This window comes from Parabacteroides merdae ATCC 43184 (assembly GCF_025151215.1).
Taxonomy (GTDB): domain Bacteria; phylum Bacteroidota; class Bacteroidia; order Bacteroidales; family Tannerellaceae; genus Parabacteroides; species Parabacteroides merdae.
Genome location: NZ_CP102286.1, coordinates 444,387 through 468,795, shown reverse-complemented (window position 1 = coordinate 468,795; position 24,409 = coordinate 444,387). Strand labels below are relative to the sequence as shown.

The 24,409-nt window shown below is 43.4% G+C and carries 12 protein-coding genes; 1 reads left to right on the top strand and 11 read right to left on the bottom strand.

Annotated elements, in window-relative coordinates:
* Positions 1-81: 81 nt before the first annotated feature.
* Positions 82-420 carry a TM2 domain-containing protein gene (locus tag NQ542_RS01815; RefSeq protein WP_005640883.1) on the top strand — a complete coding sequence of 113 codons (339 nt, stop codon included), beginning with the start codon at positions 82-84 and terminating at the stop codon, positions 418-420.
* A gap of 450 nt (positions 421-870) precedes the next feature.
* On the opposite strand, the gene NQ542_RS01810 is transcribed toward NQ542_RS01815, so the two are convergent.
* The 11 genes from NQ542_RS01810 to NQ542_RS01760 all read right to left on the bottom strand — a co-directional run bounded on the left by NQ542_RS01810 (position 871) and on the right by NQ542_RS01760 (position 24,367).
* Entirely contained in the window at positions 871-2,517 is a 1,647-nt protein-coding gene (locus NQ542_RS01810) for a diphosphate--fructose-6-phosphate 1-phosphotransferase (protein ID WP_005640886.1), read from the bottom strand.
* A 121-nt stretch (positions 2,518-2,638) separates the two neighbouring features.
* A complete protein-coding gene (locus NQ542_RS01805; RefSeq protein ID WP_005640887.1) occupies positions 2,639-3,358 on the bottom strand; it encodes a hypothetical protein in 720 nt (239 codons plus the stop codon).
* Between the two features lies 1 nt (position 3,359).
* Positions 3,360-4,382 carry an AAA family ATPase gene (locus tag NQ542_RS01800; RefSeq protein WP_005640889.1) on the bottom strand — a complete coding sequence of 341 codons (1,023 nt, stop codon included), beginning with the start codon at positions 4,380-4,382 and terminating at the stop codon, positions 3,360-3,362.
* Positions 4,379-5,527 (bottom strand): DUF262 domain-containing protein, encoded by a 1,149-nt coding sequence (locus NQ542_RS01795; protein ID WP_005651293.1) that lies wholly within the window; start codon positions 5,525-5,527, stop codon positions 4,379-4,381. The genes NQ542_RS01800 and NQ542_RS01795 overlap by 4 nt, the downstream gene beginning before the upstream one ends.
* Positions 5,528-5,645: 118 nt before the next feature.
* Positions 5,646-7,970 carry a GH92 family glycosyl hydrolase gene (locus tag NQ542_RS01790; RefSeq protein WP_005640893.1) on the bottom strand — a complete coding sequence of 775 codons (2,325 nt, stop codon included), beginning with the start codon at positions 7,968-7,970 and terminating at the stop codon, positions 5,646-5,648.
* Between the two features lie 146 nt (positions 7,971-8,116).
* Positions 8,117-10,405, bottom strand: coding sequence for a GH92 family glycosyl hydrolase (locus NQ542_RS01785; RefSeq protein ID WP_005640895.1), 2,289 nt, complete (start codon positions 10,403-10,405; stop codon positions 8,117-8,119).
* 17 nt (positions 10,406-10,422) lie between these two features.
* On the bottom strand, positions 10,423-12,750 hold the full coding sequence (locus NQ542_RS01780) for a GH92 family glycosyl hydrolase (protein ID WP_005640897.1): 2,328 nt from the start codon (positions 12,748-12,750) through the stop codon (positions 10,423-10,425).
* A gap of 18 nt (positions 12,751-12,768) precedes the next feature.
* A complete protein-coding gene (locus tag NQ542_RS01775; protein WP_005651287.1) occupies positions 12,769-13,875 on the bottom strand; it encodes a basic secretory protein-like protein in 1,107 nt (368 codons plus the stop codon).
* Between the two features lie 1,155 nt (positions 13,876-15,030).
* A complete protein-coding gene (locus NQ542_RS01770) occupies positions 15,031-16,824 on the bottom strand; it encodes a RagB/SusD family nutrient uptake outer membrane protein (protein ID WP_005640904.1) in 1,794 nt (597 codons plus the stop codon).
* 19 nt (positions 16,825-16,843) lie between these two features.
* The gene (locus NQ542_RS01765) at positions 16,844-19,840 is read right to left on the bottom strand and encodes a SusC/RagA family TonB-linked outer membrane protein (RefSeq protein WP_005640906.1); all 2,997 of its coding nucleotides are present in this window, start codon (positions 19,838-19,840) and stop codon (positions 16,844-16,846) included.
* Between the two features lie 471 nt (positions 19,841-20,311).
* Positions 20,312-24,367 (bottom strand): hybrid sensor histidine kinase/response regulator transcription factor, encoded by a 4,056-nt coding sequence (locus NQ542_RS01760; protein WP_005651285.1) that lies wholly within the window; start codon positions 24,365-24,367, stop codon positions 20,312-20,314.
* Positions 24,368-24,409 lie beyond the last annotated feature (42 nt).

The window sequence follows — 24,409 nt, the reverse complement described above, 5'->3', positions numbered from 1 at the left end:
TGTTGTTTTAATGATTATCGAAGTCCAAAGATACGGAAAAACCTTATATTTGCCACATATAACAATAATACTTAATATTATATGGAAGCAGATAAAGTAGACAAATTTCTTCTTGCCAATGAAAGCAAATTTCCTGATTATGAAATTCCTATCCATCGACTGCTCGACCTTCCTCCTGAAAAAGAGGCGATTTTAGCAAAAAACCATTTCAAAAGCCCGATCTGTATGTTGTCCGTTTCTTGTTTCTTAGGATACTTCGGTTTGGATCGTTTCCTGATCGGGGACTGGGGTAAAGGGATCATTAAACTGCTCACAGGCGGTGGTCTAGGAATCTGGTACATCATCGACTGGTTCCTGATCGTGAGAGCGACAAAGAGGAAGAATATGGAAAGATTAGAAGAGATCATAAATCACCCCTAACTATCATTTTAGCTGTTTTACCAGACATAGAAGTACGCTAAAAGCATTAAAAGTGGAACGTTTTCAGAAAAGAATAAGCCTTTTCTGTCGAAACACGTTACTTTTTTATCTAAAGACGCCTGATGTTTTTCTCAAAATGCCCGTCAGAGCGCTTTTTACACCCCCATCTGAAAGCTATCGAAACCCTGGTCTGCAGATAACTGAGATCCGGATCTCGACAGACAAAAGCAACTACATATCTGATAATAAACCATATAGTACGCGTAAAAAAGCGATCACACCCATGATAGTACAATCATAGAAAAACAACTGTCATGCCAACTATCATTTTATGTGGGGCTTGACATTCATAGTTTCAACAGCAAAGCATGATAGTATGACAATAAAATAGAGGTAAAGCTAAGTGCCTTACCTCTATCATTATTGATTGATTATATATCGTCAAATATATTATTGAGCTTGTTCCAACTGCAATGTCTTAGTCGGTTCGTCGCAAACTTCAGTCGGACCAAAATACTGGATAGGACCAGGATAAACATAGCTTGTCGTCATAGCCCATTCATCGCGGTTAGCAGCAAATTTCTTGAAAGGAGCGCCGTCGAGCTTAACCAAAGCTTTCTGGATAACAGGTTTCATTTCGCCGTGGCGTTTTTCCATGTTCATCATCATAGTTACAGGGATACCACCAGCGATCCACTTGTCAGCCGGAGCTGTCGTGTTGCGTACGGAAGACATATAACCAGTCTTGCCGGCGGCGATCAGGCAAGAAGCCGTATAACCCAAAGAATAGCAGTAGTCCGCATCATAGTTGGATGGAGCAGCGCAACGGCCTTCGTAACCGAAGAAGTGGTGCTGTGCAGCAAACTTGCCGACATATTTGCCTTCGGCCTTCCATTCTGACAACTTCTTGCCAACCATTTCTGACAGCAATTTTTCTGTTTCGATCAGAGAAACCTGTACGTTTCCATGCGGGTCGCGATCGAGTGACAACTGACGTGCCACACCTTCCGGCAGGGAAGCATACAAATCGGAATTTTCTTTTGTCAACTTGCTAATGATGTAAGCACGTTGTTCGCTCTTCTTGATCATCTTGAATTCGGCATCGTGTTTAGCAAGGAAGTCGTTCAGCTCAGCGATCAGGCGTTTCATAGCCGGAACGAATTCGATCAGACCTTCGGGAATCAGCACCGTACCGAAGTTGTGGCCTTCGGCAGCACGTTTTGCTACAATTCCGGCGATGTAAGTCACGATATCGTCCAAAGACATGTTCTTTTCCTCAACTTCTTCGGAGATGATACAAATATTCGGCTGAGTCTGCAAAGCGCATTCCAAAGCGATGTGAGAAGCAGAACGTCCCATCAGCTTGATGAAGTGCCAGTACTTCTGTGCCGAGTTGCAGTCACGCTGGATATTACCGATAACTTCGGAATAAACCTTACAAGCCGTGTCGAAACCGAAAGAAGTTTCGATCTGCTCGTTCTTCAGGTCACCGTCGATCGTCTTCGGACAGCCGATTACCTGAACACCGGCCCCCGTAGCCTTGTAGTATTCGGCCAGTACGCAAGCATTTGTGTTGGAGTCGTCGCCACCAATGATAACCAGAGCCTTGATGTTCAGTTCTTTCAGAATTTCCAGCCCCTTGTCGAACTGTTCTTTTGTTTCCAGTTTGGTACGGCCTGAACCAATCATATCAAAACCACCCGTGTTGCGGTACTCGTCAATAATGTCAGCAGTCAGTTCCATATATTTATGATCGATCAGACCACCAGGTCCGAGGATAAAGCCATACAGACGAGAAGCTGCGTTGTTAGCCTTGATACCGTCGAACAGACCTGCAATCACGTTATGACCACCAGGAGCCTGACCACCGGAAAGGATCACACCGACATTCATTGCCGGCAGTTCTTTCTTTTCGTTGCTCTTTTCGAAAGTAACGACAGGCATTCCGTACGTGTTCGGGAATAACTTTTTGATTTCGTCCTGATCGGCAACTGATTGTGTATACTCACCATCTACGGCTTTTACAGCGCCTTTCAATGCAGCGGGAACCTTTGGCTGGTAAGCTGCTCTTGCAATTTGTAATGCACTCTTTGTCATTTCTTAATCTGATTTATTTAGAAAGTATCTGATTCCTAATTAAAGGCGGTGCAAATATAGAAATTTTTCTGTATTCGCGAAAGAAGATAATACGATATAGCCCTTTATTCCGCATTTTTCTTCAGCCATTCACCAACAGCCTGTTTTCCTGAACAGGCCTCACCACATAAGTCAGTTCCTTACCCGTCAATTCCAAATACATAAAACCGCTGGATAAGATGATTTCCATTTTATTATCAATCACGATATATCGATCATGATGGGTCAACAGTGAATCATCCAAAGAAAAAGACCATTGAGGATTATACTTTTGCAAATCAGCAACAGCACTATCATTCAAATGCTTCGAATGATAGACAAGTTCTACTTTTTTGTTCGGCAAAATCAATTTCAAGACATCCTTGCAGGCATTCAGGTATTGATCGTACAGGCATATTTTTTTCGCATCCTGGCATAGTGCTCTTATGTGCCTGATCGCCTTGTCTCTATGGGCATTTCTATAAAAACAACCGGTGATATGGCTACTGATCTGATCGGACATGATATTGACATACGGATAATCCGTTCTGTCATCACACAATATCAATTTATAGTCAGTCTTTCTTGCCAGTTCTTCCAAAGTCTGCTTTGTTAACCGGGCATGCTTTAAAGAGTCATAAAGACTTTTCGACACACGATCGCCAATCCCGATATCATCTAATTGTCTGGTATTGGTCAGAAACTCGCCACAACGAAACTTAAGCAAGTGCAAGAGTATATCTTTATCATAGTCCTGATGCTCCTTAAACAAATAATATTGCTTATACAAAGTATCAGACAACACAAAACTATATTTCCCCATATTATTCCATTTCAAGTAGTTCAGCTAAAGTCGCATCGAAAAAACCTTCCGGGAAGTCACGAGTAAACTTGCCATCCTCTTTAAAACCAAGTACAATGAACGGATTCTGGATGCCCTCTTTATACAAAATGGTCACATCATCTTTCAAAAAACGCTTTTTATAAATCTCATAACCGACCTTATATATAAGGTGTTCGCAATGTGTTTCTATGATTACCTGTATACCGGCTCTAACAATAAAGGCCAAGAATTCACCAACCTTTGCCTGGCTGGCCGGATGAAGATGGATTTCCGGATTTTCGATAAGAATAACATCATTCTTTTTTGCCCGCAAGCACATGATCAACATTTTGGTAAGATAACTTACGCCAGCTCCCAACTGGAAAGGCGAAATATTCCCCAACCCATCACTTTTATACTGTACCTCGACCACATCATCCAAACGGCGTTCCGTCTGCAACTCCGTCGGTATATCTAAAATATAAGACAACCAATAATTCACCTGAGCAGATAAAGTATAAGAGGAATCATCTTTAATCAATTCCGGCATTAAAGGATTAGATTTTTCTTTTTCAAATGAACCTACTATATACTCACCGACTACGCCCACTTTAAACTGTGGCGAAATTTTGGAATGCAACTCCGCCCCGATTCTATTGGCAGACAAATAGTATAAATTTTGCTCTATGTCGATCGGCATGCTGGCATCCTCTTCCGAAGGAAGAAAAACCAAAGAGAGTTCATTTGTTCCGTGATAGGAAATATGCACATTATCGATATCGATATCGACCCTGACACTTTTTGCATTATAATACTTATTTCTAATCGTATCGAATGTCAGATTCACAATAGTATCCAGTAAAATTTGTCCATTTTTTCCTATCCTGCGAACAGGAAGTAATACCGACTGTATCAAACTTGACTTACCTGCCGAGTTAACACCCGTTACAATTGTAAAAGGCTTTATCTCCAAGTTCTCATCATGAAGACATTTATAGTCTTTTATTTGTATATGTTTTATCATAACTGAATCCTGTTTATTATTTTATCCATTCGATCAAACCTGAAAGAGACACTTGTAGTCGAGTCTATATTACCGGAAAAATAACGGGAATCATCAAACTCTTCCTTTACAGATTCTATATCCAGTATGAGTCTTGACGCCCATGTGTAATCAATTTTCTCAGGGACAAAAGAAAACAAATAACTTAATGCCTCAAAGAGAGGCATGTTTATAGGTCTTCTAATCCCATTTCCCGAAAAACGAAAACCATTTTCTCCTAAAAGATCATAACTGATCTGCATACAGCGAATAAATAGATTCTCATAATCTACAATCAATTTTTCAGGTGCATTATCATTCACATAAACCATAAAACGAGCCAGAAAATCATCTATATCCCCCCGGTATTGGAGAGCCGGAATATCTTTAAACTCTCCACGATGCAACATAAGAAAGGCGATTGCCCGCAAAACGACATATTGGTCTTTCATCCTTTCTTTATTAATAGAGCGCCCTGTCGCAATCAAAAATTCGGGAGAACAGCAAAGTTTATCCAACATCCGTGTGCAACGTCCACGGTATAAGGCATTCCTCATTTCCTGCTTATTCAACGGAGTCCCTCCCCGATTTACCCGATCAAAGATATCATACTTTACCCGCTCAGGAGTCGGAGGCTGTATAATGTAAAAAAGTAATTGAAAGTCTTCAATAACTCCCTGTTGCTTCAAATCCAAATCCGCAAAACAACATCCATTAAACTGCTTCAATATTCTCAGATTATTCAATTTGAACTTTCCTTCCAGAAAATCCAGAATAGCACTTATCCTTTGTCGCCCGTCAACAACTTGCTTCTTCCCATTCTTATCCTCAAATAAATACATTAATGGTATAGGAATTCCCATTAGGATCGATTCGATCAGCTCAGACTTCTGCCTTTGTTTCCAGACATCATGCCTCTGGAAATCCGGATCAATTATTAATTCTTTCCGCTTCAGGCAAAGTGTATGCAAATGCATAATACTATATTGAGCCTTTTCCACCCTCACTTCGGCATTCGGATATATGGTATATGAATCATCTCCGTTTATTGACAGATCGGCTTGTTCCACATCGCTAACCACATTTTCATCACTGTTTATTATTGATGCTTCATCTTTTATATCCATATTTCCCATATATTTATCCTGATTTACGATTGAGCAATAGTCTTTAAATTAATAAAGAGATAAATGTTTCATGCAAAGATATTGAGATTTATCGGAAAATCGAATAGAAATCGTCCATTTACTTGCTATCAGATATCTGGTAAAACATCGTTTTGCCCGGTGACGACAACGAGGCGGGACGGGCGTCCGCCGAAACGGCACGCTTGTAGTTCGGTTTGCCGCTCATCACAAAGTGCAGGGTAATTCCTGCTTGCACATCCTCATAGGTCAGATATGATTTATCATATTTCTTTCCGTTGACATATAGCTCCTTGATATAGACATTCTCTTCCGACCAGTTTTCCGTGGTCATCTTTATTTCCTTTCCGTTACTCATCCGGATCGAAAGCGCCTCTACACAAGGGGAGCCGATGTTATAGATATTGCTGGAAGGGGCTACCGGATAAAAGCCTGCGCAGTTGAACATATACCAGGCCGACATCTGCCCGCAGTCGTCATTCCCGCTCAACGATCCCGGTTCATTTCCATAAAAACGAGCAACGATCTCCCTGATCCACTTCTGGCATTTCCAGGGTTTGCCTAAATAGTTGTACAGATAAGCGATGTGGTGGCAAGGTTCGTTGCCATGCCAGTAGCCACCGATACGCCCCTGGATGTCATGCGCTCCCGGAATATCGTCCGGCAATTCGACCGTAAAGAGATCGTCTAGTCGCTTCTCGAAAAGTTTCTTCCCTGCCAAATTGATATATCCCTGCACATCATGCGGAACTGTCCATGTATATTGCATTGTAAAACCTTCGGTAATATCTCCCCAACCGTTCACCGATCCCGGTCCTTGATAAGCTACCGGAGTAAACGGAGTACGCCAATTACCCTGGCTGTCACGACCACGCATATACTTCGTTTCCGGGTCGATCAGAGTCTGATAAGAAAGAGAACGATTCAGAAAATACTGATAATCGTCCATCTTGCCCAAAGCTTTGGCAGCCTGTGCGATACAATAGTCGTCATAGGCATATTCCAATGTTTTGGAAACCGACTCCGCCTCTTTGTCAAACGGGACGTAGCCATTCCGCATATAGTCGGGCAAACAGTCGTAATGTTCGTTCAAGGCAGTCGTTTTCATCGCCTCATACGCCCGTTCGTAGTCGAAACCTTTCACACCTTTGACGATCATATCCGCCAGGACGGAGACCGCATGATAGCCGATCATGCACCAAGTCTCGTTTCCGTAAAAAGACCAGATCGGGAGCATTTTCTCCACGCTCTTGTCAAAGTGGGCCAGCATCGAATTGGCGATGTCGGCATTTATGTCCTGATGCACTAAATTGAACCAGGGATGCAAAGCCCGGTAGGTGTCCCACAAAGAAAAAGTCGTATAGTTGGTAAAGCCTTTCGCTTGCTCGATATTCTTGTCCAACCCCCTGAAACGGCCATCCACATCCTGGAAAACAAACGGATGGAGGGCGGCATGGTAGGCAGAAGTATAAAACGTTTCCTTTGTCTTCCGGTCGGTAGTTATCCGGTATTTTTGCAATTCTTTCTCCCAAAGTTCCTCCCCTTTCTCTTTGAGGCTGTCAAATGTCAGTCCGTCCAGTTCCTGCATATTCATCTTCGCCCCGGAGGTACTGACGGAAGAGATGGCCGTTTTCACGATCACTTCCTCCCCTTCCCCAGTTGCGAAAGAAAGGCAAGCCATCAGGTTCTTCCCCCAAGCCTCACGGTCGCTCCTGAACCGGGATGTATTATAGATCACCGGCTTCTTGTCCTGCATGAAGCGCAGACCCGTCAATTTTCTGGAAAAGACAGCTGCAAAATAGACATGGCGTTCAGGTCCCCACCCTTTCACCAACTTATAGCCAGTGATGGTCGAATCGTTTTCCATGCGCAGGTTGGCCCATTCGCACGACTGCCAAAGCGTATGGTTCATATCAATCATGATAAATGATTTTTCCGATTCGGGATAAGTAAAACGGAACATGCCACTCCGTACCCCTGCCGTCATCTCCGCCTTCACGCCGTAGTCTTGCAAGCGGACGGCATAATAGTTCGGAGTAGCCTGTTCCTCGTCGTGCGTGTATCGGGAACGATAGCCCTCATCGGGATTCTCACGGCTTCCGGGTTCCAGTTTCATCTCTCCGGTTCCGGGGATAAACAGAAAATCTCCCAAGTCAGGAATACCGGTCCCGCTAAGATGCGTCAGGCTAAAGCCCAGGATAGAAGTGTGGTTATATTTATAACCGGCAGCCGCATCATAATATTTAGCATCCGTATCCGGGCTGATCTGGATCCCTCCGAACGGGATCTGCGCTCCCGGATACACATTGCCATAACCATCCGTTCCTACCAGCGGATTGACGTATTCCGTCAACTTTTCATTCTGTGCCGTGCCGGATAAGGCGGCACACGACACAGCGATCAAAGTACAAATTCGTAATTTCATATTCAAACTATTGTCGTTATAAATAAAAAGGACTATCTGAAACAAGGTCCAAATAGCCCTTTTGATTATAGTTAGACTGAAAGTCCTATTATAATTAAGTGCTTATGTTAATATTAATGCTTCCAGCCATCTATATGCAATCTTATTTATTTTCCCAATTCATTGGAGAATGAGTAAGGAGCGTCACTGTCCTGCGTACCCCGGCTCTTGTTCGGTGTGGCCGACATATTATAAAGAATGTTCATGCCACGCATCAGGTCGCCATGTATCAGATAATTCTTCGTATAGTTCTTGCCATTCACTTTCATAGACGAGATGTAACGGTTCGCCTCGCCATTATTGTTGGCCTTGATCACGACCTTCTTGCCGTTTTCCAGATTCAGCGTCACGCTTTTGAACAGCGGAGACCCCAAGATATACTGGTCCGTACCCGGACAAACCGGATAGAAGCCGAGAGCCGAGAATACATACCATGCCGAAGTCTGTCCGTTATCCTCATCACCGCAATAGCCGTCGGGAGTCGCGAAATAGAGCTTGTCCATCACTTCACGCACCCAATACTGTGCTTTCCAGGGTTCGCCGGAATAGTTGTATAGGTAGATCATGTGCTGGATCGGCTGGTTGCCATGCGCATAATTACCCATATTCATAATCTGCATTTCGCGGATTTCATGGATCACGCCACCGTAATAACTGTCATCGAACAAAGGCGGGACATTGAATACGGAATCCATCATGGCATTGAAACCTGTCTTTCCTCCCATCAAGTCGATCAGTCCCTGCGGATCATGGAAGACCGACCAGGTATAATGCCAACTGTTACCTTCCGTAAAAGCGTCTCCCCATTTCAGCGGATTGAAAGGAGACTGGAACGAACCGTCCTCGTTACGGCCACGCATCAACTTGGTTTCAGGATCGAATAGGTTCTTATAATTCATAGCATGTTTCGCGAAAACGGCAATTTCGGATTCAGGTTTGCCCAAAGCCTTACCTAGTTTATAGATAGCCCAGTCATCATAAGCATATTCCAACGTACGAGCGGCACTTTCGTTGATTTTCACGTTATAAGGCACATAGCCCAATTTATTGTAATATTCATATCCCAGACGTCCGGTCGATTTCACCTTCGGATGTACACTGTTAGCCCCATGCACGACAGCCTCCCAAAGCGTCTCGATATCATATCCGCGAAGCCCTTTCAGGTAAGCATCCGCCACAACAGAAGCCGAGTTATTACCGACCATGCAGCCACGATGTCCCGGACTTGCCCATTCCGGCAGGAAGCCGCTCTCCTTATAGGTATTGGCAAGCCCCTCCTGCATCTTCGTATTCATATCCGGATACATCAGGTTCAAGAAGGGGAACAGGCAACGGAACGTATCCCAAAAACCGGTATCGGTAAACATATACCCCGGCAGCACTTCTCCGTTATACGGACTGTAATGTACAACTTTTCCGTTTGCATCAAGTTCGTAGAAACTGCGCGGGAAAAGTAGCGAACGGTACAGGCAGGAATAGAATGTGCGTAGTTTGTCCACATCGTCGTCTTCCACGGCGATACGTCCTAAAGTTTCATTCCACACTTGGCGACCAGCCTCGGCTATTTCGTCAAACGAACGATCGCCCAATTCTTTCAGGTTCAGTTCAGCCTGTTCAGGGCTGATAAAAGAAGAAGCTACGCGAGCATGGACAATCTCGCCCTTGCGGGTGGAAAAACCGACAATGGCACCGGTATGGTTCTCTTTCGCTTCAGTCTCGCCTTTGCGGATCTCATCATCACCGACAGTCGCCTTATAAGTAAAAGGCTTGTCAAACACGACGACGAAATAGTTGCGGAAGTTCTGAGGCACCCCTCCGCTGTTACGAGTCGTATAGCCAATGATCTTGTTTTCTTCGGGTATGATCTTGACATAAGAACCACGGTCGAAAGCATCGACAATCACATACGAGTTGTCCGATTCGGGGAAAGTGAAGCGAAACATGGCGGCACGTTCCGTCGGCGTGATTTCCGTCACAACGTCATGGTCAGCCAGATACACCCGGTAATAATTCGGTTTTGCCACTTCCGCCTTATGGGAAAACCAGCTGGCACGTTTATCTTGGTTAAACACCACTTTACCGGTAACGGGCATAATGGCAAACTGTCCGTAATCGTTGATCCAAGGGCTGGGTTGGTGAGTCTGCTTGAAACCACGGATCTTGTCCGCGTCGTATGTGTACGCCCAGCCGTCTCCCATCTTTCCGGTCTGTGGCATCCAGAAATTCATACCCCAGGGCATGGCAATTGCCGGATAAGTATTACCTGTCGAGAGAGAAATTTTCGACTGGCTCCCGACCAGCGGATTCACGTAATCCACCAGGTCCTTTTTGTCAGCCGCATCCACCGTAAAGAGGCTGCTGCAAAGCGTAATCGCTAAAATTAATAATTTCTTCATGGATAGAATATGTTTAATTAATTTGAAGACAAAGAATAGGGTCTGTCTGTCCCGTTAAAAACACGTTTTTTATTAGGAGAAGAGGTCATTTCGAACGTCAGCGTACCACCATCCATAATGTCCTGCTGAGTAATGAACCCTTTCGTATAGGGCTTGCCATTCAACTTGACCGACTTGACATAACGGTTTTTGTCGCTCACCTTGTCGGCCTTTACCTCAAAAGTCTTTCCGTTTTCCAGCATAACCTTCATATAAGGCAAGTAAGGAGCTCCCAGCACATACTGGTCCGTACCCGGACAAACCGGATAGAACCCCATCGAAGACAGGATATACCAGGCAGACATCTGGCCGCAATCGTCGTTACCGCACAGGCCGTCGATATTATTGCGGTACATTTTATTCATGATTTCACGCTGCCAATATTGCGTTTTCCAAGGTTGCGAGGTCCAGGCATACAGGAACGGGATATGATGGCTCGGTTCGTTGCCATGCACATAGCCGCCCAGCAAGCCTTCCTCCGTCACATCCTCGGTCTGGGCGAAAAACTCGGCAGGCAGGTGCATCGTAAACAGGGAATCGAGCTTGGAGACAAAGGACTTGTCGCCTCCCATCAGGCGGATCATATTGTCCACATCCTGCGGCACATAGAAAGAATAGTTCAAGGCATTTCCTTCGATAAAACCTTCACCATGCGTGTTCAGCAAGTTGAAATTCTCTTTCCAGCGTCCGTCGGCATAACGAGGACGGGCATAGCCCATATTCGTATCAAAAACATTCGTATAATTGGCCGCCCGTTTTTTATACGTATCGGCAACAGAACGGTTGCCGGCCAAAAGCGCCGTGTGGTAGATGGTCCAGTCGTCATAGGCATATTCCAACGTCAGGGAAGCGGCGCTACCGTTATGGTCAAGTGCGACATACCCTTTTTCCATATATTCGCCGGTCCCGTCCAGGTAAGGGATCGTGGAACTGCTCACCATCGCTTTCAAAACCTCTTCCTTGTCTAACGGAAGACCTTTCGCCACGGCATCGGCCAAAACGGAAACGGAATGATATCCGATCATGCACCAGTTTTCATTTGCCATATGGCTCCAGATAGGCAAAGCCTTATGCACGCTTTGCTCGCAATGCTTCAGCATGGAGCGGGCGATATCCGTATTTACCCGGCGGTTGATGATGTTGAACAGCGGATGCAGGGCACGATAGGTGTCCCAAACGGAAAAGACCGTGTAGTTCGTGAAATCGTCCGCCTTGTGGATATTATGATCCAACCCGCGATACTGTCCGTCCACATCCGTATAGACACAAGGATTGATCATGGTGTGATACAAAGAGGTGTACAGCATCGCCAACTGGTCGTCCGTACCATTGGCTTCGATAACGGACAATTCCTTATTCCAGGTTTCACCGGCACGAGCCGCCAACCGGTCGAAACTATAGCCGGAGGCTTCAGCCCGCAGATTTTTCAAAGCGCCATCCGTGCTGACTCCCGAAAGCGCCACTTTCACTTCCAATTCCTCGGAAACCGCCGGATCGAAATCGAAATAAGCAACGATCTTGCGTCCGCCTATATCCGGAAAGTTTTCTTTCATATTGAATTTGCCGTATCCGCCCCGGTAATTAACTTTTGCTTTTTCCTCGCATCCGTAATGAACGACCGGTTTGGAGAAAGACATGGCAAAATAAGTATAGTTGGTACGCGCCCATCCGTTCGTGATACGATAGCCTGTAACCAGCGTATCATTTTCGACCCGGATATTCGTCCAAAGGACTTTTCCGTCGTAATTGTAGATACCATGAATCATATCCAAAATGATTCGCTGGTTCTTCGCTTCTTTCGGGAACGTATATTTATGCACACCCACCCGCTTGGTTGCCGTCAGTTGTGCTTTCACGCCGTAGTCGGCCAGCATCACTTCATAGTAGCCGGGACGGGATACCTCCGTATCGTGTGAGAAACGCGAACGGTAGCCGCCATCCGGGTCGGTTGCCGTTCCGGGATTCAGTTTCAATTCGCCGGTAGCCGGCATAATCAGGATATCGCCGAGGTCGGAATGTCCGGTTCCGCTGAAATGCGTATGGCTGAACCCGACGATACTGCTGTCCTTATGTTGATAGCCGGCACAATATTCATAGGCACGCGGCTGATACTTGCCATCCACGTTATGAGGGATCGTGTCCGTGTCCGGGCTCAACTGGACCAGTCCGAAAGGCACGCAAGCCCCCGGAAACGTATGTCCCATCCCGTTTGTCCCGATAATCGGATTCACCAATGCTGCCTTATCTTGGGCGGACAAGTTCCCAAAGATCAGCAAAGCTGAAAATAAAAGAATTGTCTTCTTCATGATATCTTGTTTCTATATTTATTTTGATAAAAAGGCTTGATACTCATTCCACAGCCCTTCAATGCTGGCATCATCGCCGAACATACGCTTCATCGCCTTGTCGAAACTCCATTCGTCGAGGTCGCGGACCGTCTCATGGAACTTGCGGATGGCATCCGGGTCTTTGGTCGTCAGCCATTGGATAAAAAAGCCGGTCGTACGATAACCGTCCATCCAGTTACCGCCCGGTTTACGGGTACTCATATCGAAATATCCTGCTTGGGCACGGACTGCATCCGCCAGCCCTTCGATACAAGCCCAGAATGTTTTGTTGGTTGAATAGGAACCGATTCCTTTCGGTTCGAACTGATAGGCGTGTACCAATTCATGAAACAGGACACCACGTGTTTCAAAGTCGAGCTTATAGAGGGATTCGTTCGCTGATTTCTCAATATGCTGAGTGCTGTAAACAATCGAGGTATTGGCCGGATTACCACTCTTGGCTGAAACTCCGTCATAATCTTTCAACGTATAATGAACCTTTTGAACATCATTCATCGTATCTTTTGCCGAATAGAAAAGAATTTCGGCTACCTTTCGAGCGTGATAACGTATGTATTCGTCCGGATTCTGGACAAGATCCGCATAAATGGCAGCCCCCTTAGTTTCCGGATCAATCACTTCGTAATCGATTTCCGGATATTTGAAATCCTCCCAGCCGGCATTCAGATTCTCATCGAACAACACCACATCTCCCAACACCAATGTATCACCAACTGCCGTAGCAGCTTCCAGCATATACTGTTTATAATTGGAAGGTTTGGTTATCGAACAAAGAATTTCCTGATAGCGGGAACAGAACGTCTGGTCTTTCCGTTCATCCACAACCACCCAGTTCTTCCCGTCATAGGAACCTTTCAATGTCCAGGCAGACGGATCGTGAACAGGCGTCTCGCCGGACGAATAGATTTTATAACTTTGGATGGGAACAGTATATTGTTCATCAAAAATCACTTTATTTACCCCTTCCGTTCCCACGAAACAGGTTGTCGGATTCCCATCTGACAATTCAGGAACATTCACCGGTAATTTTGCCTGACAAGAACACAATAATAAACTTATCGATACTAATATATAACTCTTCATGCTTTCAAAAATATTTCAGTTTTTACTTATTCGACAACTTAATGAAAATACTCCGCTGGAAATACTAAATCATCTCCAGCGGAGATTAAAACTAAAAACACAAACTCCCCATTATTTTTTACATCAGTGAAAAATTCTTTACTTTACCAAATTCATCACAATATTAAAAATTCTCCTCTATACAAGAGTAACACTCAAATGCCAAAAGAATACCACAATTGACATTGATCAATTATGATACTATTTAGGAAATCTACGACACCTTCTATACTTTGTAAAGACAAACCAGAGCACCAAAATCATAAAGCATCCATCTGTTTTCGTCACCGATACGGACTAATTACATAACTGTTTTGCAAAACCAACCATCATACTACCATATCCGTCTATATACAACTTTAAACCAATAAGTTACAGCATGACAGTTGCCGTTTTTTACTATCATTCATCTGTCATAACCATCATGGCGAAAAAACGATAACATCCAGTGTATCAATTATACGACAATAACAGAGACCGTCCGGGAACAGGTACAAAACATGTTAAAACAGCTTCATTTTTCATCAAGACCGGCTTTTCTTTTGTCAAAAACGGCTTGAAGAGCCGCTTGAGACCCGGGTGTAAGAGCCACGGAGACCCGGGTGTGGGAGAGGTGCAGACCCGGGTCTGTGCAAGGCCTTTCCGTGGATGCGTGGATGTTTATCCGCCATGCCGTGGGTGTTTTTATGCCTCGTTTTTGCATCTTGTCCGGCAAACAAGGTCGTTTTAACACAAAAACGTTCTCGTTTTATCGATGACCATTTGGGCTTATATAAATGCAAACATCCCATTATCAACCATATAAATAAACCGACAAGTAAAAATCATGATAGATGCATGATGGTAGAATGATAGTGAAAAACAGCAACTGTCATACTTTAACATACTGTAAAGCAACAGTTAACAACCAGAAATGACAGTATGATGGTTGGTATGCGAAATTTTCATAAGGGAAAAAAGGTGATCCCGGATAGTAATTTTGGTTGCCCTAAAAACAAACAAGCCTGCCAAGAAAAACTCAGCAGACTCGTTATATTATTCTGAAAAAATAGCCTATTATAATTAAGTGCTACATTAATATTCAAAATAGCCATTCTTTCAGTCAGCCATGCACCATTATTCCCAACCCGGAGTTGTCTGTTTCAGGATCGGACTTGCATTCAGTTGGTTTTGAGGAATAGGGAAATAGCTATATTCTTTGTCTGTAGCATCTTTTCCCTTATTCCACCATTCTTCATGGAATTTATTCCAACGAATCAAATCAATACGGCGGCGGCGTTCACCGATGAACTCACGTCCCCACTCATCTAAAAATTCAGAATCCGTCAACTTATCCAGATTTGCCACATAGCTATATTTCGACCATTCTTCCGCAGGGTAATTTCTTACCCGTACATAATCCAATAGTTCAGCTGCTTTTGCCTTATTTCCTTCCCTGTAATAGCATTCTGCCAATGAGTAATACATTTCAGACAAGCGCATCTCAGGAGTAGACTGAGAACGGAACAAACCATCATGATCCGGTAAATAAGGGAATTTATTGAAACGGAAACCGGAATTTTCTTCACCGGTAGTCACCTGAGAACCTTTCGCGATCACATCAGCATCATTACAAATGAAATATCCCCCACGGGCAGCAGCATCCAACAAGGCTTGTTTCTTGTTTTCGGCGTTCAACGACTTATCTTCTGAAAAACGTCCTACCTGGTCGACAAACACCAACGGGAAACCCATCCATTCTTCGGAGCCATTCACATTTTCATCTGTAAAACCATATTGCTTCGACTCGTCATATTTCATCTGTGCCCCTTGCAAGAAGAAACCTTCATAACCACCTTTCGCATCTGTCGTATGGAAAGGAATTACACGATAGTCACACTTCGCATATTTTTCAAATGGATTTCCGAGTCCGCTGGCAAACTGATACACATTTCCTTGGAAGTCACGAGAAGGCTGCAAATGGATACCGTTGTTGCCACCACCATCGCTACCAATCGTCTGGGCTGCAGAATAGTGCATACCATCTGCCCACATCGTCTGTTGTTCCAAACGACCGCGTTCGTGCCAAAACTCGAACATATTCTCAGGAGACTGATATTTATTGATACCAGAACGGAACGGATCACGATAATCTTGTTGGTTTATGCTGTATGTACCATATTTACCGGCAATAATATCTTCCGCCCATTGCTTACAATCAGCATAATGATCCTCACCAATCCACACCTTGGCATTCAAATAAAGACGAACCAACAAACCGGCTGCCGGTCCCTGTGTCCAACGTCCGAGACGTTTTTCTTTCGGCAATGTAGGGATACATTCTTTCAATTCCGACTCAATGAAATCATAAACCTCTTTTGCTGTACTCTGAGGCACGATTTCATCAGAAGCCTGTTGTTCCGTAGCGATTGGAACCTGACGGTAAAAATCCAACAAAAACATGTAGTACCAAGCCCGCAATACACGTAAGTCACTATAATAAGCAGCCTTCTCTTCATCAGTAACACCGATCGCACTAAAATCAACCGTATTGAAATCACGCAACACCGTGTTTACCTGACTGATACACTGGTAAGATGCCACCCAAGCACCGTTGATCTGTCCTTGAATATAGTTCCATTTATGTTCGTGCAGGCGAATCCATTGGCCATCGTCATATCCGTGCCGTCCTTTCTGTGTCCAGACAAAATGGTCACCTGTCAATTCCTGCAACTTCCAGATATCACCGCGCCACGTAACATTGTCACTATGTTCGAAACAACGAACCACGGCAGCTTCAACAGACAATTTATCCGTATAATAATTGTCTCTCACTAAATCTGAATATACTTTTTCTGTCAGATCCGTACAAGATGTCATGGCAAGAGCACCCAACAAACCTGCAGCACATAATAATTTAATTTTTTTCATGTTCTGTCTCTTAATTTAATTAATAAGTGATTTGTACGCCAAATGTCAGATTCCTTGCGGTCGGATAGACCTCCATTCCACCGATTCCCGGCCACAAGCCTGTAGTCGTCACCGTCGTCGGATCTACCCCCGAATACTTAGTCAATGTAAACACGTTCTTCAACGTACCATACACACGTAAATTAGAAATCCACTTCGTATTCAATTTCGGAGTCCAACCCAATGTGATATTGTCCAAACGTAAATAATTACCATTCTGCAAGAAATAGTCACAAATCACTTTCGGACCTTTGATATGAGCATTTTCTTCATAAGCGGAAGATAACTTGTTATCGCCGGAAACCACTTGCAGACCATAATACATTTCATACTGGTTCATCACTTTATAGCGAAAACGTCCACGGAAGAACAAAGACAAATCAAAGTCTTTATATCTGAACGTATTTCCCCAAGACAACTCCCACTTGGGAACACCTGTTCCATCCAGATAAACCTTATCCTGTTCATTACCATCGGCTCCCAACTTCGTTACTCCACCTTCTTCACCTTTTTCCCAAATCAGGATATTACCTGCATCATCGACACCTGCATAACGGAATCCATAAAAAGAACCTATCTCGATTCCGTCTTCTAGACGCTGAGCCGAACCAGGATTACCCGGAGAGGGGAATCCATCACCTTCTATATACCCCAACTGATACTTTTCGTTAGAGAATGATTTCAGTTTGGATTTTGTATAAGCCAAATTCAAATTTGTAGAATAAGAAAAATCTTTTGTTTGTACTGCATCCCAATTCACTTGGAACTCAAAACCTTTAGATGTAGTTGTACCCACATTTGCATAAATTTTATCATGCAGATACGGTGGCAAAGGAACAGGATATTCACCGATTACATCACGACCTTCACGAATGAATGCATCAAAGCTACCCGACAGACGAGAGTTAAATAAAGTATAATCAATACCCAAGTTGTAAGAAATCTGTTTTTCCCAAGCCAAATCATAATTTGGGTTATTACCTGGTCCATACCCCATGATAAATTTACCATAAGTATCACTATAGTACTGTCCGAATCCAGAATATTTGGCCTGTGCCGTATAACGGTCGAACCCGGAACGTCCGGTTACACCATACGAAAAACGAAGTTTTAAATCGTCAACGGCAGAACTGTTTTCAAACACCGGCAATTTGGACACACGCCAAGCAGCCGATGCTGCCGGGAAAAGTCCCCATTTATGATCTTCACCAAACTTAGAGTTACCTTCATGGCGTAAAGATCCTGTAAACAAGAATACGTCATTCCAGTTATAATTAATACGCCCCAAAAACGCGATTGTTTTTTCTTCTTCTTTATGGGATTCCATCCCCAAGCGGCCATTCACCTTTTCGTACTCACCGCCTTGAAGATAGTTATATAAGAATGCATCGGAAGGAAAATCACGGTTCGATGCTGAGAACCATTCGTAATCGAATTGCTGATAGGAATAACCGCCCATAATTTTGAAATCATGTTCATCATTGATTTTGAACGAATAATTTCCCAACCATTCCAATGTCCAATCTGTCCAAGCTTCCTGTTTCAAGAGTGCATAACCATTATAATTTCCATTAATACAATCTTTATGTGTCTTGAACTTATACTGAGACTGTTTCTTGTTATGTCCTTGGCGACCAAGCTTTAATTCTGTATTCAGATTTTTCAGAATGTTCAGTTTCAAGTTCAAATCGATTGTGGAATATTCCTGTTTTGCACCATTCTCCTGCTCCGTCAAATTTTTGACAGGATTAAAGGAATAACTATTACCTTTGAATGCATCCATCTCATCCACACTGAACGTCGGATTCAACTGAACAGCCTGCTTGAACGAAGCATAATCCGTATAATCTTCGTCAGCTATACGATAAGAGAAATTACCGCCTACTTCCAACAACCCCTCCAAAGTCGTATGCTTAAAGTTTCCACGTAAACCGTATTCTTTACGATCAGAAGCGATATCCAATCCTTCCTTACCTTTAAAGTTAGCAGACATACGGAAAATAGTTGTTTCGCTACCACCGGACAATGAAATATTGTGATTATGACCAAAATTATTTTTATTGATCAACTCATCATACCAATTGGTTCGATGCCCGTAATCAACAGCACCTGTAACCTTGTCCAAATAGGCTTCTGCATCCAAAACATCCGGTTTGCTTGCCACAAAATCATGTTCGACATAGCCATCATACGTAATGGTCGTCTTACCCGCCTTTCCCTGTTTGGTCGTTACTAAGATTACACCATTTGCACCACGAGAACCATAGATAGCTGCGGCAGAACCATCTTTCAATACGGTAATAGACTCGATATCCGACTGTGCCAAATTACGCAAATCTCCTCCCGGCATACCATCAATCACAATCAACGGACTGTTACCGGCCTTCAAAGAAGAAGCTCCACGCACTTGAATACTACCACTCGTATTCGGGTCAGCAGCGGCAACACTATTAACCACGACTCCGGCTACTTTTCCATCCACCATCTGCATCGGATCATTCACGGCACCAGCCAAAAAATCTTTGCTACTTACACTCGTAACTGCCGTAGTCAAATCCTTCTTCACAGAAGAACCATAACCGACCACCACTACTTCCTGCAAGTTCTCAGTGTCTTCTTGCAATGTAATATTAAAGGTTGTCTGACCTTTTACCGGCACTTCCAATGTCTTAAAACCGATATAAGAGATTTGCAATACAGCATCATCCGGTACATTTTCAACAGTAAATGTACCGTTCACATCGGTAATGTTACCGATCGTTGTTCCTTTGACGATCACATTGGCACCAATAACAGGGTCTCCAAAATTATCAACCACAGTACCCGTCAAAGTCCGACCTTGTTGTATAACCATCACTTCACGATCCAATACCGGAACAGCAAATGCGGCATTAACAGAAAAAGCAGACATTAATAAGCATAAGGCTGAGGCCTTCACTATCCCATTTGGGGATAATAGCTTAGATTCATTCATCATTTTTTTGCTTTTAATTTAACATGAACACATTAAAATTCAGAAAATTGAAAGAACTATCTTCCAATCTATATTTTTTAATTTTATTTTTTGTAATTCAATGACAATATTAGCCGATCTTAACACAATTACAGTAACACAGGGCAGCAAAAAGAGTATCATATTCAACCTATGACCGATTATGACACTCTTTTGTACAATCAGGACACTACACAAAAAAACAATAAAAGATTATTTCGCATTTGTAAAGTCTGTCGACAGATCAACCCCTGCATCCAAATGACACGCCAAACACTTGACATGTAATGACACTCCAAAATCGGAAAGACAAGAAAAACGACAATTCAAGACGAACCGATATTTCAACAGAAATAGAAATATGACCAAAAAGGGGGTATTGTCTGCTTTATCCAATTATATCGGATAAACCGAATTAAAGACTACGAATAAAAATCAGTTACATTTGGAAACGCCCTATTGCATCCGTCGATACTCTCCCGGTGTAACTCCGTATTTGGCTGAAAACTCACGATAAAAATAGGACTTGTTGGAAATTCCGACCTGATAGATGATTTCTTGCACACTCAGGTTCGTCGTGACTAAAAGCCGGGCAGCATGCATCATGCGGTAGTCCTTGATAAAATCACTCGGTGTCAACGGTGAAATTTTTTTAAAACGACGATACAAAGCACGGGTATTCATGCCTAATTTGTCGGCTATAAGTTCAGGACGCAACGTATCCTGAGCAAGGTTTTCCTTAATTATAGCTGTCACGGAATCCATAAACTCCTTATCTTCCTGATGGATCAACTGGCCGCCGGACTGCTCATAAGCGCTTTCCGGAGAATAATAATAGTCTTTCAGTTCTTTTTTATTCGCCATCAATCTGTTCACAACGGAATGGAGCACTACGGATGAGAATGGCTTGGTCAGGTATACATCGGCACCCAGATCCAATCCTTCCGCCTGTTCGCTTTCCGAGACTTTTGCCGATACTACGATTAAAGGTATATGCCGGGTGAACTTATCAGACTTGATACGGCTGATCAACGCAAACCCATCCATACTCGGCATCATGATATCCGTAATAATCAAATCAGGAGTTTGCTGGTCCATCAAGGCCAAAGCCTCTTCTGCATTAAATGCCTCCCGAACGGCATATTCGGACGATAAAGTTTCCTTAATCAGCCAAACGATATCCCGGTTATCATCAACCACCAAGATAACCGGATTACCGATATTCCCAGTGGTTTCGGCAGCCACTGCCGAAACCACTGGTTGTGCAACCGGAACCTCTTCATCGGCTTGTTCGTCTAAATCCATTTCCTCGACCTCCAGATAAGGCAACGTAACGATAAATCCGGCAGATTCCCCCTCCTTGCTTTCCACATTTATCTCACCACGAAGCAACTGGACCATACTATGGCAGATGAAAAGTCCTAATCCGTTTCTGGAAGTCATCTGAGTATAATTATTTCCATCCAAATCTCCTAAGATATGAAAACGATCAAAAATCGTTTTCAAGTCAGCTTCCGCTATCCCCTTACCCGTATTATATACCTTTATTATCAGAGACTCATTTTCTATCCGGACAGAAACATCAATCGTACCTTTCTGTTCCGTGTACTTGAATGCATTCGACACCAAATTGCGTATAATCTTTTTCAAACTGGGTACATCCGTATTCCAATAAACCGGTTTATCAACATCACTGAAGGTAAAATTGATCCCGTTCTGCTCCGCAACAGGTATAAACGATTCGCATTGCTTCCGGATCAAACTGCTTACGGACACCCGTTTGATCTGTATATGACTGAATCCGACCTCCTCGATCTTTCTGATATCCAAAATTTCCTGGATCAACTCATTCAGATTTGTGACATTCTCACCCAGGATACGGGCATACTTCTCCAATTTCCCATCAGCCAATCGGTCAGCGGATATCTTGATATAATCATTTACGCCATTAATCAAAGTCAAAGGCGTACAAAGCTCATGCGTGATGTTGGCAAAGAAATTCAACTTCGCTTCATATAGTTTTTCTTTTTGCTCTTCTCTGATTTTCCGGGCGACTTCGGCCTGTTTTTCCACAATCCGGCGGCGCAGCCAATACACGATACCCAAACATATGGTCGCCAGTACCAAACCATAGGCAATCATGGCCCAAGAACCGCGATACCAGGGAGGCAACACCCGTATATGCAAAAAATACTCCTTGGCATCCGAATCGAACACATCATTCTTGTAACGGACTTTCAAAACATAATTGCCATAAGGTAACTTCGTAAAAACAACCTCGTTATCTTTCTGCAGTTCGGTCCATGATGTATTATAGTTTTCCAATAAGTACGAATACTCATAGTTTTCCCCGTGTATATAGTCGGTCGCCACAAAAGAAATCGAAAATGTGGATATGTTGGGGGGAATGGTCACATATCCGGTTTTCTGATCCGTATAGTCATACAAACTATGCGTTTCATGCCCCATCTTCATTTCAAAAAAATGTAAGGCCGGCTTATAATTCTCCTGCCGGTCGTTTTGCGGATCTACCCATATCACCCCGTTAATCCCACCGAAGAACAGTTTTCCCGTGTAAGGGCACTTCCAATAAGCATCATCCGAGAATTCCGTCACATCCAGATCAGGACTTTCATAATTATGAAAAAAACGATTGTGAGGATTATATTTGGTAAGTCCCTTATTCGTACTCAGCCAAACACAGCCGTCAGAATCTTCCAGAATACCGTGAACCATATCATTCTTGATACCGTCGATCCTGCTATATTGGCGTACTTCCGCCGGGTTCCCAGAATGTAATTTCATCTGTGTCATACCAGAACTCGCCCCCAGATAAAAAGTAGAATCCTTGCTATAACACATACAAAGCACATCCCCTACCGCCCGGTTACCGGCATTATTCATCGGAATAAATTCGTATTTCTTAGTCAACAGATTAAAACGAACCAATCCATATCCCCCACGGCTCCCTAAATAAAGAAGAGAAGCCTCATCATCATAACTCATAGAATGGAACTCATTACAAATCTTTCCATCCTTTTCAAGGATAAAAGACTTTACATATTTAATCACAAGCTCCCCCCCTTTTCTACCAATAACAACTTCCAGCAAACCATCTCCGGTCGTTGCCATCCATAACGTCGAATCATTCACTTCACGGATGGCATGGACATATCTGATCTTTGTATCAACAAGACTTGCCATCGTATGGACTTTCTTGTCCACTAAGGAATAATATGACAACCCCGGTCCTTCTGTCCCGATCCACACCCAGGGATAATAGTTACTTTTACGGAAACAATAGACACGATCACTAGACAAGCCGCTCGATGTTGTGAAGTGTTTGACTTTCTCGGCTGGTATTTTTCCTTTTTCATAGGAATCATAATCTTCCACACGCACAAAACCATTTCCTTTAGTTCCGAACCAAATTGTTTTCTCATCCTCGGTATAGATCGAACGGACCGGATTCCGCACGACAATCGGCAAACTCTTGAGTTGAATCCCTGAAAATCGGTTATACTTGTCATAATACATCCGGACTCCCTGCCCGTCCGTCCCCACCCATAGGATATCCTGCTTCCGGTCAGGTAAAACACAAAATAGCCCGACATCAAACCTCAATGCCTCTTCCTGATTATCGATGTTTAGCAAAAGCCCGTTCCTGAAAACCAAGTAGGGGACGGAATGAAACAAAGCGATACGGGAAAGCTTTCCATATTGCTCCATCCAGCCGGTAAGGTCGGCCAGATACTCTTTCCTGCGATCTTTCATCCGGTAAGAATAAAAGTGGTTTTCCATATCCACATAATACAAAGTGCCATCGAGGTAATAAGCACGGTCAATTTCCTTTTCATGAATCGGAGTTTTCTTTATGTCCAATACCAAGGGAAAAGACTCAAAATCCGGACAAATCTCAAGCAGGCAGCCATCGGCGTCAAGAATAAAGAATTGCCTTTCTCCGTTTGCAAACAAGACTTTGGATACTTCTTCATTCATTCCCTGTACATGTACATCCTGAAAAGAGCCGGTTTCGGGAGAATAGCAGGAGATAAAATCTTTTTGCTTTATGAGCAGTGTATTACCAGCCGAATCAGACACCACATTCAAACATTCGGGATATTCCGTGTAGGACTCCGTCACCTTCCGGTCTTTCAACGAGAACCGATTCAATCCCATAGAAGTCGATACCCACAGAAATCCATCCCCACCATACACGATTTTATTGATGATATTACTGCATAAGGTATTCTTGTTATTCGGTTCAAAGCGAAATACATATGTATTCTTGCCGTTATACAGATTCAAACCGTCGTAGGTACCGATCCACATATAACCGTTCTCATCCTGATACATGTCAAGGATAGCATTATTTGACAAATCTATATTATTTGCCATATGCAGGGAAATCCCCGCAGACACCGGACAAGAAAAAAGGAACAAACAGACAATAACAGCCCTTACAAAACGGAAAAATGCCGCATATCTGGTATCTATATAGGATAAATTCATAATAACGATTATTAGGCCACAAATATAGCAAATAATGTGTCA